We start from the raw sequence: 15,637 nt of genomic DNA on the forward strand, positions 1-15,637 counted from the left end.
CGCATGGTGAAGGAATCACCGGCCGGGAGCCACGCTCGCAGCCGGCAGCCAAGACCTGCTGCCGACTGTCAGATTTTCACCCGCCACAACTGTCAGATTTACCACCGCCGCCAACAGCCATATGGCTGCAGCGCCCCACCCGGGCCCGTGGTGTCCTGTCCATTCGAGCACAGACCGTCACTGGCCCAGCACATAGGATGGCGGTGTCGGCTCTTCTGACGTCAGCTCCACGATCACGTTCACCGCCGCCAGTGGAGGTTGACCATGGGCATCAGCGCAGGCAGGCACCCGAAGGCAGCGCGCGACGTGGGCGGAACACTCCTGGCGGCGACTCGCCTGGACCGATGGGCCGTGACCGCCATCGCGCTCGAAATCTTCCTCGGTATCGGCGCGATCGGCGGAGGTCTCGCCCTCATGGCGGGGCCAGACGGCGAAGTGCTCCCCCTTCCGGTGTCAGCGCCCGACGGATCGCCGTTGAGCGATTACTTCCTGCCAGGCGCGATCCTGTTCACGATCCTCGGGACCGGCCCGCTGGGCGCCGCCATCCTCGCCTGGCGCCGCCCGGTGGCGCCGATGCTGACGGTCGCCATGGGCGGCGCACTCCTGGTCTGGCTCGTCGTGCAGATCGCCATCATTGGCTACTCCAACGACCCGCCGCTGCAGGCCGGGTACTTCGTGCTCGGAGTTGTCCTCACCGCGGTCGGAGTGAAGTGGGTGCGCGCTCTCCCTCTGGAGACCGCCAGTCAACCGCATCGGACAACACACCGATGATCACGCGCAGACAGTTTGCGGTTTCGATGCCGTGGCTGGTGGCCACTCCACTTGCGCTGTCCGGCTGTTCCCGACAGCCCGCAGCCGACGGCTACGAAGCGGTGGCCGAGCGTACCTGGCAGTTGAGTGCCGTAGCGGGTCTGGGAGGCGCGTCGCTCCTTCGGGAACTGGTGCGCTGTGCCACACTGGCCCCATCCAGCCACAATACACAGTGCTGGACGTTTGCTCTCGACGCCGGTGGTCGGTCGATCGCCATGCGGCCCGACTGGGCGCGTCGGTGCCCGGCGGTGGACCCGGACGACCATCACGTCTTTGTCTCGCTTGGCTGCGCCACCGAGAACCTGATCCAGGCCGCGTTGGCGCACGGCCTGAGGGCCGACACGCAGTTCGACCCGGCCGGCGATGTGCTGCGCGTGACGCTCGAACCGACTCGCGCGCAGAGCACACCGCTGTTCACCGCCATCCCCCTTCGCCAATGCACGCGCGGTGACTACGACGGCACGCCCCTGTCTGGCGAAGAATTGGCGCTGCTGCAGCGCGTCGGCAGTTCTGACACCGTGCGCCTGATACTGCAGACCGAGCGCCCGGCGATGGAGCAGACGCTGGAATACGTGATACGGGGCAACACGACGCAACTGGCCGACCCTGCGTTTGTCGAGGAACTGAAGGCCTGGATTCGTTTCAACGGCGCGGCTGCCGTCCGGACGCGCGACGGGCTGTACAGCGTAGCCTCGGGCAACCCCAACATACCGTCGTGGCTCGGCGACCGGGCATTTCGCTGGGTCTTCACTGCGAAAGGCGAGAACGACAAGTATGCGCGGCAGGTGCGAAGCTCCGCCGGCATCGCAGTGTTCGTCGGCAACGCCCCCGACAAGGCACATTGGGTGGAGGTTGGGCGCTGCTACGAGCGTTTCGCGCTGCAGGCCACCGCGCTGGGCATACGCAACGCCTTCCTGAACCAGCCGGTCGAAGTGGCCGCACTCCGTCCGCAGTTCGCCGCGGCCATGGGCCTGGCTGGCCAGCGGCCGGACCTCGTCGTGCGATTCGGTCGCGGCCCGGTGCTGCCGCGCTCGCTCCGCCGGCCGGTTGACGCCGTGCTCGTCTGACACCCTCTCTTTGGATGGCGCCCTCACCATGAACTGGCTCACCTGGCTCACTCTCATTGCCGCGGCGCTCGCGACCGCCGTCGCGGGCCTGACGGCCTTCGGATCGATGCGATGGGCGGCGGCCATGCAGTCGTTGGCAGCGGACCTGGCGCGAGGACGTGTACCGTCGGTTGCCCATTCCGCCGCGGCCCCAGCGCGCTACGACGTCAGCGAGAACGACGGCCTCCCCGAGCCCGTGCAGCGCTACTTCCGGGCCGCCCTCACGCCCGGTCAGGCCATGGTCACTGCCGCCACGTTGCAGATGACCGGCACGTTCAACATGTCCGCGACCGGCGAACAGTGGAAGCCGTTCACGTCGCGCCAGAGCGTCACCACTCGCCGCCCGGGCTTCCTCTGGGATGCCCGCATCTCGATGCTGCCGGGCGTGACGGTGCGCGTGGTCGACAGCTACATCGTGGGCAATGGCCTGCTGAGAGCCAGCATGCTGGGACTGTTCACCATGGCCGACATGCACGGCGGCGACGACATGGCGCGCGGCGAGTTCATGCGCTACTTCGCCGAGGCGGCGTGGTACCCGACCGCGCTGCTACCGAGCCAGGGCGTGCGGTGGGAAGCAGTCGATGCCCGGTCGGCGAACGCCACGCTCGTGGACGGCCCCATCATGTTGACGTTGCTGTTCCGCTTCGACGACGCCGGTCTGATCGAGTCGTTCCGGGCTGAGTCGCGAGGCGGCATGGTGGGCACGACCATGGTCCACGCACCGTGGGAGGGCCGCTTCTCGAACTACCAGACACGTGACGGCATGCAGATTCCCTTCGTCGGCGAGGTGGCCTGGATGCGGCCGGAAGGGCGCAAGACGTACTTCACGGGCGCCGTCACACAGGTCGACTACGAGTGGTCGCCATGAAGACGCTGGAGATTCCGTTCACGCCCGAAGAGTTCCACGGTGTCTTCCGTGACTACAACACTGCCGTGTGGCCGGCGCAATGGTTTCTCGTCGCCCTGGCCTTGCTGGCGGTCATAGCGGTACTGAGGCCGCGGCCGTGGTCCGGCGTTGCCGTGACCGCCATTCTCGGGTTCCTGTGGGGGTGGATGGCCGTTGCCTACCACCTCACGTTCTTCGCCCGCATCAGTCCTCCGGCCTATGCGTTTACCGCCCTGTCGATGGTCGGCGCAGCCGTGTTCATCTGGCAGGGGACGATTCGACGCAGGTTGGCCTTCCAGTGGGTGTCTGGACCGAAGGCCATGGCAGGGACGGCACTCATCGTCTTCGCGTTGATCGTGTATCCGGTCTGGTCTGCCTGCGCCGGCCATCCCTATCCGGAGACGCCGACGTTCGGTGTGCCGTGCCCGACGACGATCTTCACCATCGGCGTGCTGTGCTTCGCGGTGCCACCAACACCGCACAGCCCATTGATCGTTCCGATACTGTGGTGCCTTGTCGGTGCCCAGGCTGCGTTTCTCTTCGGCGTCCGCCCTGACATCGGCCTCATTGCAGCCGGCGTGGTGGGCATTGGCCTGCTGGCGACCGCCGGCACGCGGCGTCGGATGGTCAGATCGTGATCACATCTACCGGCACTGCGCTACGAGTTACGCCATGAGGGCCGGCACGGCTGGACAGTCGTCGGGTGCCGGTGGTCCGGCTGGTCACAGGCCCTGCGAGCGGATGACGCGAAAGCCCGCGGTCAGGTCGGGGGCCTTCGTCCCGGTGCTGCTGATGCTGCCGAACGTGGTGCGGTCCGTCGCGCTGGCACTGCCGTTCTTCGATCCGCTGCACCTGAAGCGCGCCTGGTCGATGGCGGTGCTGGGCGCCATGGCCGGCGCACTGGCGGTCTACCATCTGGCGTGGGGCCGCTTCTTCCCGGGCGGCGGCTCCACCGCGCTGCTGCGCGCCCCCCTGTTGGCCATCCCTTCGCCGCTGGCGCTCGCGCCAGTGGCTCTTTCTAGTGCTCTCGTCGTACCTGATGAACTCCTGGTTGATGTTCGGCGCCGCCCTCTGTTTCGGAGTTCTTCACGTGTGGGGATTGTCCCTGACGGCACCATGACGGCATGCGTTCTCGTGCCACTCGACGCGTCGGCGCACGTCGTTGGGGCGACGCCATGACCACCCTCTTTGTCGCGCAGTTCGCCGTGCCGCTGGCGTTGCTGCTGTGGATGGCGCTGGCGCCGCCGCGCAGCGCGGCCCTGTTCTGCCTCCAGTTGGGGGCCAGCGCCGCTTGTCTATGCGCGCTGGCACTGCTCGGCATCTGGCTGTTGCCGCCGTGGTGGGCGCCGCACGGCTTCGGTCTCGGCCTCGGGGTTGTGGCGTGGGTTGGACCACGCCAGCGCCGGCCCATTGCGTCCTCATGGCCTCTGACCCCGGGTGCATGGGTCGTCGCGGCCCTGTTCGTTGTACTGGGCGTGTCGTCCGCCTACGGCGTCGCGGTCGCGCTGCGCAGCCGAACGTTGCCGCCGGTTCCTGCAGTGCGACTCGCGTTCCCGTTGGGACCAGGCCACTACCTGGTTGTCAACGGCGGCAGTGACATCAGCACCAACGCGCACCTGATGACCCTCGACACGAGCGTGCCCAGATTCCGCGCGTGGCGCGGGCAGTCGTACGGTGTCGACATGGTTCAACTCGGTCCCTTCGGCCTGCGCGCGCGTGGTGTCCAGCCTTCCGATCCGAAGGCGTACCGCATCTACGGTGCCCGCGTGCTGGCGCCCTGCGCCGGCCACGTGGTGCTGGCCGTAGACGGCCTGCCAGACATGCAGGTGCCGGAGGTGGACCGCGAGCATCTCGCGGGCAACCACGTGCTGGTGCGCTGCGCTCAGGGCGATCCAGCGGGTGGCGCCCGGGCCGATGTGCTGGTTGGGCACCTGCGGCCGGGCAGCCTGCAGGTGCAGCCGGGAGCTCACGTGGACGTTGGGGACTGGCTGGGTTCGGTGGGCAACTCGGGCAACACCGGCGAGCCGCACCTGCATGTGCATGCGCAGACCACGGGCCCGGCCGGTGCCCCCTTGGGCGGTGACCCGATGCCGATTCTGCTCAATGGCCGCTATCCGGTGCGCGGAGACCGCATCGAGTCGCCGTGACGCTCCTCACGCGTCGCGGCAGGCCTCCCCTACCGGTGCTGGCTCTGACACTGGGCAACGTGAGGACGCCGCGCCTGCTGTCGGCCGCCGTGGCGTCGCTCATGGCCGTGCAGGCCGTTCTGGGGTTGCTGTTCGAAGGGCAGTATCGCGACGCCGGCTGGATCACGGCCACGTGGTACGGCAATGACTGGGTCACGCTGGTTGTGGCCGTGCCGCTGCTCGTCGTCGCCCTGACGCTCGCCAGACAGGGTTCGGTCCGCGGCTTTCTGTTGTGGGTCGGCCTGCTCGGCTACGACGTCTACAACTATGCGTACTATCTGTTCGGCGCGGCGCTCAATGCCTTCTTCCCTCTATATGTCGTGACGTGGGTGTTGTCGGCTGTCACCTTGGTGCTCGTGCTTTCGCGTACCAAGGTCGATGTTGTCGCCGCCAGTCTTGCGCGGAGTACGCCGGTCCGGGCCGTCGGCGGGTATTTGATCGTCGTGGGCCTTGGCTTGGCCCTGGTGTGGCTCACGATGTGGGCGGCGTATGCCTTTGCGGGACGGGCGACACCCATCGAGCCCGAGGCATTCAAGCTCGTGGCCGCCCTCGATCTGTCGATGATGGTGACGGCGCTGGTACTGGGAGGCGTCTTACTCTGGCGCCGGAGCAGGTGGGGATACGTCATCGCGGCGATCGCCGGGATTCAGAGCGCGCTCTACCTGACGGTACTGTCGGTGAACGCATGGGTCGCGATTGCGCGTGGTCTCGCCCGGGCGCCGGGGGAACTCCCGGTCTGGGGCACGCTCGCCCTACTCACCACGGCCGCCATGTTCGTGCTGCTGTCCCACGTTCGACGGGAGCCGGCGTGAGCGGGCACTGGCTCTCGCTGGCGCCTTGCTGGGCGGCGAGAGTCGTCTTGCGCTCGAACCACGCAGCGGCGGCGCGGTCGATAAGCCACGACGCCAACGATGAACGAAGTAGTGAGGCCCACCTCCGCGCTGCGCGCTACGGCGGACAACCTTTGCAAGACGCCCGAAGAGGTTGGCTTGCCAACCGAAGCCAGCGAGCGAAGCGAGCGATTGGCGAAGGTTGGCGGAGAGGGTGGGATTCGTTCCCGACGAACCCTCAATCCTCAACGATTGAGGCCCGATCGGAACCGCCAGAACCCGCCAGATCCTCTAGAAACCTGAGTATCAGGTACAAAACAGGGACAGCGCAATGACGTTCGTACCGCTCCATTAACCGTTGAACGCAGACTCCTGCCGAGACCTTGCAGCCAGTCCCCCAGGGGCCGCTCAGAATGGTGCGCTCCAGTACCAGATGACGAGACTGCCAGCCGTCATCATCGCCACACCGAGCAGCACCTGCCAGTTCATGGGCTCGTGCAGCCACACCGCCGCGAGCACGATGGTCAGCGGCAGGCTCAGCTTGTCGATGGGGGCCACCCACGACGCGGGCGCCGCCTGCAGCGCACGGAAGTAGGCCAGCCACGACACGCCTGTGGCCAGGCCGGACAAGAGCAGGAACGCGACGGACCGGGGTGGCAGGCCCCTGAGCGACCGGTGCTCACCGCCCGCGAACACCAGGCCCCAGGCCAGCACCAGGACGACGACCGTCCTGATCGCCGTTGCGCTGGTCGACGGCACGTCGGCGACGCCGATCTTGGCCAGAATCGCCGTCAAGGCCGCTGCGGCAGCCGACAGCAGCGCCCAGGGAAGCCACATCGCGTCCTCCTCGCTCAGCGAACCCGCGGTTGGCCGAATCGCAGATAGATCGCGGGCAACAGGAACACGTTGAGGATGGTGGAGGTGGCGAGCCCGCCCAGAATGACCACCGCCATGGGGTGTTCGATCTCATGCCCGGATCGATCGCCGCCCAGAATGATCGGCACCAGCGCCAGGCCAGTCACGAGCGCGGTCATCAGGATCGGCGACAGCCGTTCCTCGGCGCCGCGCAGCACGAGTTCTCGTCCGAACGGCATGCCTTCCTCGAGCTCGAGGTGGCGGTAATGACTGACGAGCATGATGCCGTTCCGCGCGGCGATGCCCAGCACCGTCACGAACCCCACCAGCGACCCGAGGGACAGGATACCGCCCGTCAGCACGACGCCGACCACGCCACCGATGAGGGCAAACGGGATCGTGAGGGCGATCAGCCCCACCATCCGCACCGACCCGAAGTCCACATGGAGCACCAGCAGGATGCACAGGAGCGACACCGCACCGAGCATCAGCAGACGACGCTGCGACTCGGCCCGCGCCGCGTACTCGCCGAGCACTTCGGCATGGTAACCACTGCCGAACTGCACGCCGGCCACGGCGGCCTCGATCTCTCGGGCGACGGTGCCCAGGTCACGGCCTCGCACGTTGCTGGTGATGTCGATGCGCCGCGACCCGCCTTCACGCGTGATCTCGTTGGGCGTCGGCGTCACGCGCACCTCGGCGATCGACGACAGGGGCGCGTAGCCACCGGCCGGCAGTTCGATCGGCAGGCGGCGCAGCGCGAACAGGTCGTGTCGCACGTCGGGCGTGCCCCACACGACGACATCGAAGATCTTCTGCGCGTCGAAGACCTCCCCGACCTTCGTGCCCCTCACGATGGTGGCCACCGTCTCGCGCACGGTGGCCGGCGTGACGCCGACCTGCTGGGCCTTGGCCGGATCGAAGGCCACCTCGATCTGGGGCACGAGCGTGAGCGCCTGCACCTTGACGTCGGCGGTACCGCTCACGGCTCCGATGACCTTGCCGACCTCGGCGGCCTTGCGCTGCAGCTCGTCGAGGTCCGGGCCGAACACGCGGACCACGATCGTCGCGCTGGCCCCGGTCAGCACTTCCTTGATGCGCTCACGAAGATACGTCAGCAGATCGCGCTGCAGGCCCGGGTAGCCGTCGACGATGGCCTGCACCTTGGCGACGGTCGCTTCGTAGGGCACCGAGGGATCGAGGCTGATCCACAGCTCTGTGAAGTTGATGCCCACGACCTCGTCGGCGACCTCGGCCCGGCCGATGTGGGCGCCGAAGTTCCGCACCCCGGGCACGGCGCGCAGTTCATCGCTGGCCCGCAGCGTGATCCGGCGCATGGCGTCGAGGGAGGTCCCCGGCTTCTCCACCCAGTGCATCAGGAAGTCGTACTCCTTGAAGTGCGGCAGGAACTCCTCGCCGAGAAACGAGAACGTGCCCAGTGCGACGGCCATCGACACGGCGATGATGCCGAGCGCCCGCCGCGGCGCGCCGACGAGCGACGGGAGCACGCGGCGGTACCACCCCTTCAGCCACGTGACCACCGGCGCCTCGCGCTCGTGGATGGCCTGCGGCAGCAGCATCAGCGACAGCGCCGGCGTGACGATGAGCGCGACCAGCAACGAGGCGCCAATGGCCAGCACATACGCCAGCGCCAGCGGTCTGAAGAAGGACCCGGCGAGGCCGTCGAGGAAGAACACCGGCACGAACACCAGCACGACGATGAGGCTGCCGTAGACGACGGCGCTGCGTACTTCGAGCGACGCCTCGAGCACGACCTCGAACGCCGGGCGCGGCACGGCCGCCGCGCGGTTGAGGCGCAGGCGCCGCACGATGTTCTCGACGTCGATGATCGCGTCGTCCACGACCTCACCGAGCGCGATGATGAGCCCCGCGATCACCATGGTGTCGAGCGTGCCGCCGAACCGGGCCAGCGCCACCGCTGCGGCGACCAACGAGAGCGGGATCGCGGTGAGGCTGATGACCGCGGTCCGCCAGTCCCACAGGAACACCGCCAGCACGAGGACGACGAGCACGCACCCGATGAGCAGTGCCCGATTCAGGTTGGCGAGCGACATCTCGATGAAGGTCGCGGGCCGGAAGATGGTCGAGTCGACATCGACGCCGGCCAAGGCAGGCTTCAAGGCCGCGAGTGCCGCCTCGACGTCTCGCGTCACCTGGAGGGTGTTCCCTTCCGGCTGCTTCTCGACGATCAGGAGGAGCCCCGGGCCGCCGTTGATGACGCCGTCGCCGATCGGAGGCTGGAATCCTTCGACGACCTCCGCGACATCCGACAGCCGGCGCACGGTCGGCAGGGGACTGCGCGGAACCGCGCCGGGACCGCCGCCGATGGCCATGAGCGCCAGGTCGGCCGACGTCTTGACCGGCGACGTGTGCGTGACAGCCAGACGCTGGTTGGGACCTTCGATGAACCCACCGGCGGCCACCGACACGGCATCGCGCGTCGACGCCACGACGTCCTGCATCGTGACGCCGTTGGCTCGCAGCCGATCCGGATCCACCAGCACCTGCAATTGCCGGTCACGCTGGCCCCAGATGGCCACGTTGGCCACGCCGGGCACGGCCATCAGTCGCGGCCGCACCGTCCAGCGCGCGAGCGTCGTCAGCTCCACCTGCGACACGGTCGCCGACGACATGCCGATCTTCATCACGCGGCTGAGGGACGACAGTGGCGCCATGATGACGGGGGGACGGGCGGCGGCGGGCAGCGTCGGCGCGACGCGCGCGAGACGCTCCTGCACCAACTGTCGCGCCGAAATCCGATCGGTGCCGTTCTCGAAGATCAGCACGACGGACGAGAGCCCCAGCACGGACTTGGACCGCAGCACGGTCAGTCCGGGCACCCCGTTCATCACGGCCTCGAGCGGCACACTGATGAGCGCCTCCACATCGGAGCTGGACAGCCCCGGCGCCTCAGTCTGGATCTCGACCAACGGCGGCGCGAACTCTGGAAAGACGTCGAACGGGGCCTCATTCGTGCTGCGGACACCGACGACGAGGAGGATCACGGCCAGTGCCACGATGGGCAGACGAAGACGCAGTGCGGTGCCGATCAGGGCGCGCATGTGCGGCTACTTCCCCACACCGAACTCGGTGCCGAAGAGTTCGGCCGCGCCCGTCGTCACGACGCGCGTGCCCGGGGCCGGCCCCTGCCCCAGCACCGCCGTCTCGCCAATCGTGTCGATCAGGGTGATGCGCTGGCGCGCGAAGACGCCATCGCCTCTGGCCTCGTAGACCCACGTGCCGCCAAGGGCGTCGAAGAGGACGGCGCCGCGCGGCACCACCAGGTGCTCTCCGCCCGCCGTGAGGGGCACGCGGACGCTGACCCGCTGGCCAGGACGCAGGCTGGCATCGCGGTTGGCCAGACTGTAGAAGAGATCCACGCCCGCGGTGGCGAGGTCGGCGGTGGGCGGCGCCGCGATCGGCGTGGCGGTCCGGCCACCGGCGCTGGCAGCGGCGCCGAGGGCAACGACTTCTACGGGCGCGCGGCGATCGAGCGCCTCGAGATCACCGGCAAACACCGGCACGCGCAGCCAGACGGTGTCGAGCCCGACGACGTCGAAGAGCGGCACGCCGGCCGCGACGGTCTGCCCGGCATTGGCGTGGAGCGCCCGGAGCACACCCGCGCGTGGTGACGTCAAGCGAATCGCCCCCGACGCACTCACGCCCCGCGCGGCGAGCGCCAGCCGCTCTCGTGCCGCGGCGAGCGCCGCGTCGGCCACGGCGAGATCCGCCGCGGCCTCCTCGGACGCACGGATGCTGCCCGATCCGTCCTGCGCCAGCTGGCGAGCGCGCTGGGCACGCTTGGCCATCATCTCCTGGCGGCCGACCGCTTCGGCGACGAGCCGCTCGGCTTCGACCCGCACGTCGCGCTCCGCTGGCGCGAGGGGAATCAAGGTCAGCACCGGCGCACCGCTCGCCAGGGGCGCGCCGACGACAGGGGTCGGCGCCTCGGCCGACAACGTGCCGGCAACCGGGGCGGTCACGGTCACCTGCGTTCCACCAGCGGGGAGAATCTCGCCGCCGAGGCTGCGGGTGGCCGCGATGCGGCGGCGCTCCACCTGCGTCGTCTCGATCCCCAACCGCGTGGTCGCGGCGTCGGTGAGCGTCAAGGTCGCAAGCGCAGCCTCCGGCACGGCGCCCGTCACCTTGGCCGCAGGTGCGGAGGCCGCTGGCGGGGCGGCGTTGGGCCCGCACGCCGCAAGAAGCGCGGGAAGGAGCATCAACAGTCGTCGCATTACCGGGTCTCTCCTGCGGGAGGCGCGCATTTCGCGCCGATCGCGCGTTCGATGCGTGCCACCGCGCGCGCCTCATCGGCAGCGAGCTCGCGCTCGCGCAACCGCGCCTCGATCAGGCGGCGGCTGTTCTCGAGCACGAAGAGGAACGAGCTGTCGCCGGCCCGATAGGCCTCTTCGGCATCGGTGAGATTCGCCTCGAGCGGGACCACGAGGGTGGTGCGCCAGGCCGTTCGCGACTCCTTGGCCTGGTCGAGCAGCGTGACCGCTTCCCGCACGTCGAGGCCGACCTGTTGCTGTGTGGCGACATAGGCCGCGGATGCGCGCTGCAACTCGGTGGCGGCCCGCAGACGCCCCCCTTGGTTCCAGTTGAAGATCGGCAACCCCACGTCAACGCCCGGTCCGGCTTCGAATCCCTCCAAGCCTTGGCCGTTGGCGTCGAGGACCGCGGCGAGGGCCAGCACCCGGCTACGTTCCCATCCAAGTCGCGCGGCGGCCCCCTCGACCGCGATCTCGGCCGCCCGCACATCGGGCCGCGCCGCCAGGGCGCGCGGGAGCAGATCCGTCGCGGTACCGCAGGCGTCAGGCACCGCCAACGCCTGGATCCGATCCACGGCTGGGTCGTCGGCGGCCAGGCCCAACAGCAGGCGGAGTCGCTCACGGGCGAGCCGGACATCGTGGGCCGCGCGGTCGGCATCCTGCCGGGCTCGCGCCGCATCCACGCGCGCCACGCGTGCCTCCAGCGTGGAGATGTCGCCCGCGGCCAGGCGTGACTGGGTGAGGACGTCGATCCGCTCGAGAATGGCCGCGGCGTCGGTCGCCAGCCGCTGCCGGTCGATGGCCAGCGCGTAATCCGCGTGCGATACCCGCACGGCCAGCGCCAGGTCCAGGCCCGACTGCACCAGGGAACTCGCGATCGCGTTCAAGGCCAGCTGCGCCGCCGCCCGGCGCTTCGGCCGTTCCCAGAGCACTTCGATGGGCCAGCGCAACGTCGCCTCGAACTGCTTCGGCCCGAGCGGGAACAGCAGGGACAGGACCGGATTGGTCAAGAGGCCGGCATCCACCAGGTCGGCACGCGCGAACCCGAGCTGGCTGAGCGTGACCTGGAAGGTCGCGTTGTTCCACAGCGCGGTCGCGACCGCTTCGTCGCTCGACAGCCCATCTCGAAGATCGACGGCCGACGGCAGCTCCGCGAGTCCTGGCGCTTGGATCCGTGCCGCCGCCCCGGTGGCGCTGAGGATCCCCTCCGTCACTGGCGACGCGACGGGCGGCTGGGCGCTCGCGCACGACAGCGTCGTCACCGCCGCACCAAGAAGGAGGAGGAGCCGCACCATAGCGGCCCTCATGCTCTCAAGGCGTGGATGAACGGTCGATGACAGGCACGAGGGGGAAGCGCACCGCAAAGGTCGTCTGGCCTGGCTCGCTGCGTTCCAGCGTGAGCGTGCCGCCGTGCGCCTCGGCAATCCAGCGGGCGATGGGCAGCCCCAGGCCTCCGCCCGTGGAGGGACCGATGCGGACGAATCGCTCGAAGATGCGCGTCTGGTCGGCGGGCGCGATGCCCGGCCCGTCGTTGGTCACGCGGAGAACGATGGCATCGGCGTCCCGGGAGAGCACGACAACGACCGTGCCGCCGATGTCGGCATGGCGGATGGCGTTGTCCAGGAGATTGGCGACCAGTTGGCGCAGCAGCCCGTCGTCGCCCTCGAAACCCACTTCCTGCTGTCCCTCGACGACCACCTGCAACGCGCGTTGCTCCGCCACGACCCGGACCGCCCGCACGGTCTCGGCGACGAGATCGTCGAGATTGAGGAACTCCCGCCGCAAGGGCACCCCATGTGCCTCGGCGCGGGAGAGCAAAAACATCGCCTCGACGAGCCGTGACAGTCGCGTCGCTTGTTCCTCGACGATCGTGAAGCCCTCGCGATACTCGCTGTCCGGCCGGTGTGGCTGCGATAGCGTGACTTGCGCGGTGGTGCGCACGACCGACACGGGCGTCCGCAGTTCGTGAGAGGCGTCCGCCATGAACTGGCGTTGTTGATGCAGAGCCGTGGCGAGCCGTTGCAGGAGGTCGTTGAACGAGGCGGCAAGGACGCCGAGCTCGTCGTCTGGGTTCGGCGTGGAGAGCCGCCCGGATGGTTCGCGCCCGTCAATCCGAGACGCCTGCGCCGCCATGTCCGACAGCGGCCGCAGCGTCTTTCGTCCAATCAGCCACCCGCCGACCGCCGCCGTCAGCAGCGCCAGGATGCCCCCGAGGTACAAGGCACGCACCATCGCGGCCTGCTGCGCCGCCAGTGACGCCATCGAGACCGCGACCACGGCTCGAAAGCGGTAACCGCCGTCGGCGACATCCTGCAGCAGGACCCGCGTGCCGGCGCCGCCGCCTCGCGTGGAGAGGCCCGTTGACGCTTCACGAGCGAGCAGGTGCGCATGCGACGGGTCACCCCAGGCCTTCAAGAGCCTCCCGTCTTCGCGCAGGAGTGCCAGGCCATGCCCGGGCGCGACCACCTCACGACTGGCCTCGTCTGCGGACGCCTCCAGACTCAACCCTTCGCCGATCTCAGTGTGCATGACGCCCAGCAGGGTCGCCATTGTGCGGGTCAGGTCGTCGTCAAGCCCCTGGAGCGCCAGCCGCGCCTGGGCCAGGGAGCCCACGATGCCACCGGTCAGAAGAATCGCGACGACGACCGCCGTGTACCACAAGGTGAGTCGGCCGCGGATGGAGAGCCTCATCCGCCACCTCCGCCGTCTGGCCGCACGAGCATGTACCCCTCGCCCCGTCGCGTGACGATGAAGGAGGGACCCGTGGGCGGATCGATCTTGCGGCGCAGCCGTTGAATCATGACGTCGATCACGTTCGACATCGACTCGAAGGCCGTGTCCCAGACATGCTCGGCGATCTCGCCACGGCCGACGACCTCACCCTCGTGCAACACCAGGAACTCGAGCAGCGCGAACTCGCGCGTGGTGAGCGCCAGGCGGTCGCGACCGCGGGTGACGTGCCGGGCACGCAGGTCGATGCGCAAGTCTCCCAGCGTCACGTCCGAGGGGCGCTGCGGCGCCTGGCCGCGGCGAATGACCGCGCGCAGCCGCGCGAGGAGCTCCCCGAAGTCGAAAGGCTTGACGAGGTAGTCGTCGGCGCCGCTGTCGAGGCCGGTGATGCGAGCGTCGACGGCATCGCGGGCCGTCAGCATCAGCACCGGCACATGCGATCCCTGCGCGCGCAGTTCACGGCACACCGTGAACCCGTCGATGCCTGGCAGCATGACGTCCAGCACGATGGCGTCGTAGTCCGTGATCGACGCTTGGTACAGCGCGTCGTCGCCGTCGCGTGCCACATCGACCGCGTACGACTGTTCGCGCAGGCCCTTGGCGAGCACCTGGGCCGCGCGCGGTTCGTCTTCGACCAGCAAAATCCTCATGCCTGACCCGCCACTGATTCTGGCCCCAGCCCATCATGCAGCGGACGGCCGCACGCAGTGCCGTAGCGCCGGAGAGATACGGTGCCACGGCCGCGATGAACGAGCGATGACCGAGGATGGAGGGAGGCCGCGCGTCGTTCGAGGTCGCCGGAGGCTCGGTACGCGGCGCCGTGTGGAAGGACGCGCCACTACGTGGGTGGAACAGGAACTGTCGTGCCGAAAACAGGCCGAATTCAGCGGGTTCTGAAGCGCGAAAGAGGGGGCGAAAACGAGGATCCAGGTACAGTCGGAATCTTGGATCGACTAACTCGTTTATTTTCAGTGCTTTGTGATGGCGGAGAGGGTGGGATTCGGACTGCGTCCAGTTGTTGAAAACAAAGCACTTACGGGCTTTCCGCTTCCTCCCGATCCGCCAGAACCGCTCGAAAGCCGAGATGGACGCACGTATTGCGCACGCGGCGCCATATACGACATGTATATGGCATACTGGCTTCGGGAGGTTTCCGACATGTCCCGAACCGCGAAGGTCTTCATGACCAACCGCAGCCAGGCGGTGCGGCTGCCGAAGGAATTCCAGTTCGCCACCGACGAGGTCCTGATTCGCAAGGTCGGCGACGACGTCATCCTCTCCCCTCGCCCCCGCGACTGGAAGACGTACCTGGCCACCGCGCCCGTGGCATCGGCGACCTTCATGGCCGACGTCGAGGACCTGCCTGTTCAGGAACGAGAGCTGTAGTGCCCCGCTTCATGCTGGACACGGACACGTGCTCCTACATCATGAAGCGCTCGCATCCGCTGGTGCTGAAGCGGCTGCAGTCCTTCTCGGTCGACGACGTCTGCATGTCCGTGGTCACCAAGGCGGAATTGCTCTACGGCGTCGAGGTGTCTCCCCGCCGCGCGCATGACGCCGCCGCCCTGGCGGCTTTCCTCCCCTACGTCGAGGCGGTGGATCTCGACGAGGGCGCCGCGCCCCACTACGCGGAGATCCGGGCGGACCTGAGGCTTCGGGGCGTGATGATCGGCGCCAACGACCTGTTCATCGCCGCGCACGCGAGATCTCTGGGGCTCACGCTGGTCACGAACAACACGGCGAAGTTCGAGCGGGTGCGCGACCTGAAGCTCGAGAACTGGACGCTGCCGGCGCGTCGTTCTCGCTGACGAACACTCAACGCCCTGGCGGTACCCCGCGTGGTGCCGGCGGCGGCAGGGTGCCGCCTTCGGCCAGCGTCTTCATGTTCTGCAGGGCGCGCGTGAAGAGCGCTCTGCGGCTGGCGATGTCCTTGTCGCGCGCG

15 protein-coding genes are annotated in these 15,637 nt (G+C 68.5%); 9 read left to right on the forward strand and 6 right to left on the reverse strand.

What is annotated here, in order from left to right; genetic code table 11:
- Window positions 1-264: 264 nt before the first annotated feature.
- From Q0C41_RS23330 to Q0C41_RS23360, 7 genes are all read left to right on the forward strand, one after another.
- Window positions 265-771: a hypothetical protein gene (locus Q0C41_RS23330; RefSeq protein WP_291987907.1), complete on the forward strand. Its 507-nt coding sequence runs from the start codon at window positions 265-267 to the stop codon at window positions 769-771.
- A complete protein-coding gene (locus tag Q0C41_RS23335; protein ID WP_291987909.1) occupies window positions 768-1,877 on the forward strand; it encodes a hypothetical protein in 1,110 nt (369 codons plus the stop codon). Before Q0C41_RS23330 ends, Q0C41_RS23335 begins: the two co-directional genes overlap by 4 nt.
- A 28-nt stretch (window positions 1,878-1,905) precedes the next feature.
- Window positions 1,906-2,784, forward strand: a complete 879-nt coding sequence (locus tag Q0C41_RS23340) for a DUF6544 family protein (protein WP_291987911.1) — start codon at window positions 1,906-1,908, stop codon at window positions 2,782-2,784.
- A complete protein-coding gene (locus tag Q0C41_RS23345; RefSeq protein ID WP_291987913.1) occupies window positions 2,781-3,440 on the forward strand; it encodes a DUF6064 family protein in 660 nt (219 codons plus the stop codon). The genes Q0C41_RS23340 and Q0C41_RS23345 overlap by 4 nt, the downstream gene beginning before the upstream one ends.
- A gap of 145 nt (window positions 3,441-3,585) precedes the next feature.
- Window positions 3,586-3,981 carry a hypothetical protein gene (locus Q0C41_RS23350; protein ID WP_291987915.1) on the forward strand — a complete coding sequence of 132 codons (396 nt, stop codon included), beginning with the start codon at window positions 3,586-3,588 and terminating at the stop codon, window positions 3,979-3,981.
- Window positions 3,978-4,949 (forward strand): M23 family metallopeptidase, encoded by a 972-nt coding sequence (locus Q0C41_RS23355; RefSeq protein ID WP_291987918.1) that lies wholly within the window; start codon window positions 3,978-3,980, stop codon window positions 4,947-4,949. Before Q0C41_RS23350 ends, Q0C41_RS23355 begins: the two co-directional genes overlap by 4 nt.
- 59 nt (window positions 4,950-5,008) lie before the next feature.
- Window positions 5,009-5,800, forward strand: a complete 792-nt coding sequence (locus Q0C41_RS23360; protein ID WP_291987920.1) for a hypothetical protein — start codon at window positions 5,009-5,011, stop codon at window positions 5,798-5,800.
- Window positions 5,801-6,226: 426 nt separating this feature from the next.
- On the opposite strand, the gene Q0C41_RS23365 is transcribed toward Q0C41_RS23360, so the two are convergent.
- The 6 genes from Q0C41_RS23365 to Q0C41_RS23390 are packed head-to-tail and all read right to left on the reverse strand — an operon-like array spanning window position 6,227 to window position 14,345.
- Entirely contained in the window at window positions 6,227-6,655 is a 429-nt protein-coding gene (locus tag Q0C41_RS23365) for an EamA family transporter (protein WP_291987922.1), read from the reverse strand.
- A gap of 14 nt (window positions 6,656-6,669) precedes the next feature.
- Window positions 6,670-9,756 (reverse strand): efflux RND transporter permease subunit, encoded by a 3,087-nt coding sequence (locus tag Q0C41_RS23370; RefSeq protein WP_291987924.1) that lies wholly within the window; start codon window positions 9,754-9,756, stop codon window positions 6,670-6,672.
- A gap of 6 nt (window positions 9,757-9,762) precedes the next feature.
- Window positions 9,763-10,929 carry an HlyD family efflux transporter periplasmic adaptor subunit gene (locus Q0C41_RS23375; RefSeq protein WP_291987926.1) on the reverse strand — a complete coding sequence of 389 codons (1,167 nt, stop codon included), beginning with the start codon at window positions 10,927-10,929 and terminating at the stop codon, window positions 9,763-9,765.
- Entirely contained in the window at window positions 10,929-12,260 is a 1,332-nt protein-coding gene (locus Q0C41_RS23380) for a TolC family protein (protein WP_291987928.1), read from the reverse strand. Before Q0C41_RS23380 ends, Q0C41_RS23375 begins: the two co-directional genes overlap by 1 nt.
- A gap of 16 nt (window positions 12,261-12,276) precedes the next feature.
- The gene (locus tag Q0C41_RS23385) at window positions 12,277-13,656 is read right to left on the reverse strand and encodes an ATP-binding protein (protein ID WP_291987930.1); all 1,380 of its coding nucleotides are present in this window, start codon (window positions 13,654-13,656) and stop codon (window positions 12,277-12,279) included.
- The gene (locus tag Q0C41_RS23390) at window positions 13,653-14,345 is read right to left on the reverse strand and encodes a response regulator transcription factor (protein ID WP_291987932.1); all 693 of its coding nucleotides are present in this window, start codon (window positions 14,343-14,345) and stop codon (window positions 13,653-13,655) included. The genes Q0C41_RS23385 and Q0C41_RS23390 overlap by 4 nt, the downstream gene beginning before the upstream one ends.
- A 508-nt stretch (window positions 14,346-14,853) precedes the next feature.
- Between Q0C41_RS23390 and vapB the strand changes: the two genes are divergently transcribed.
- Entirely contained in the window at window positions 14,854-15,081 is a 228-nt protein-coding gene (gene vapB / locus Q0C41_RS23395) for an antitoxin (protein ID WP_291987934.1), read from the forward strand.
- An 11-nt stretch (window positions 15,082-15,092) separates the two neighbouring features.
- Window positions 15,093-15,503 (forward strand): type II toxin-antitoxin system VapC family toxin, encoded by a 411-nt coding sequence (locus tag Q0C41_RS23400; protein ID WP_367079300.1) that lies wholly within the window; start codon window positions 15,093-15,095, stop codon window positions 15,501-15,503.
- Window positions 15,504-15,637 lie beyond the last annotated feature (134 nt).

Source organism: Luteitalea sp. (genome assembly GCF_022842525.1).
Classification (GTDB): domain Bacteria; phylum Acidobacteriota; class Vicinamibacteria; order Vicinamibacterales; family Vicinamibacteraceae; genus Luteitalea.

Bases quoted from the DNA above. Each gene is read 5' to 3' on its own strand.
- Q0C41_RS23355 (WP_291987918.1), top strand. From the start codon at position 3,978: ATGACCACCCTCTTTGTCGCGCAGTTCGCCGTGCCGCTGGCGTTGCTG.
- Q0C41_RS23340 (WP_291987911.1), top strand. From the start codon at position 1,906: ATGAACTGGCTCACCTGGCTCACTCTCATTGCCGCGGCGCTCGCGACC.
- Q0C41_RS23335 (WP_291987909.1), top strand. From the start codon at position 768: ATGATCACGCGCAGACAGTTTGCGGTTTCGATGCCGTGGCTGGTGGCC.
- Q0C41_RS23330 (WP_291987907.1), top strand. From the start codon at position 265: ATGGGCATCAGCGCAGGCAGGCACCCGAAGGCAGCGCGCGACGTGGGC.
- Q0C41_RS23385 (WP_291987930.1), bottom strand. From the start codon at position 13,656: ATGAGGCTCTCCATCCGCGGCCGACTCACCTTGTGGTACACGGCGGTC.
- Q0C41_RS23400 (WP_367079300.1), top strand. From the start codon at position 15,093: ATGCTGGACACGGACACGTGCTCCTACATCATGAAGCGCTCGCATCCG.
- Q0C41_RS23375 (WP_291987926.1), bottom strand. From the start codon at position 10,929: ATGCGACGACTGTTGATGCTCCTTCCCGCGCTTCTTGCGGCGTGCGGG.
- Q0C41_RS23390 (WP_291987932.1), bottom strand. From the start codon at position 14,345: ATGAGGATTTTGCTGGTCGAAGACGAACCGCGCGCGGCCCAGGTGCTC.
- vapB (WP_291987934.1), top strand. From the start codon at position 14,854: ATGTCCCGAACCGCGAAGGTCTTCATGACCAACCGCAGCCAGGCGGTG.
- Q0C41_RS23365 (WP_291987922.1), bottom strand. From the start codon at position 6,655: ATGTGGCTTCCCTGGGCGCTGCTGTCGGCTGCCGCAGCGGCCTTGACG.
- Q0C41_RS23370 (WP_291987924.1), bottom strand. From the start codon at position 9,756: ATGCGCGCCCTGATCGGCACCGCACTGCGTCTTCGTCTGCCCATCGTG.
- Q0C41_RS23380 (WP_291987928.1), bottom strand. From the start codon at position 12,260: ATGGTGCGGCTCCTCCTCCTTCTTGGTGCGGCGGTGACGACGCTGTCG.
- Q0C41_RS23345 (WP_291987913.1), top strand. From the start codon at position 2,781: ATGAAGACGCTGGAGATTCCGTTCACGCCCGAAGAGTTCCACGGTGTC.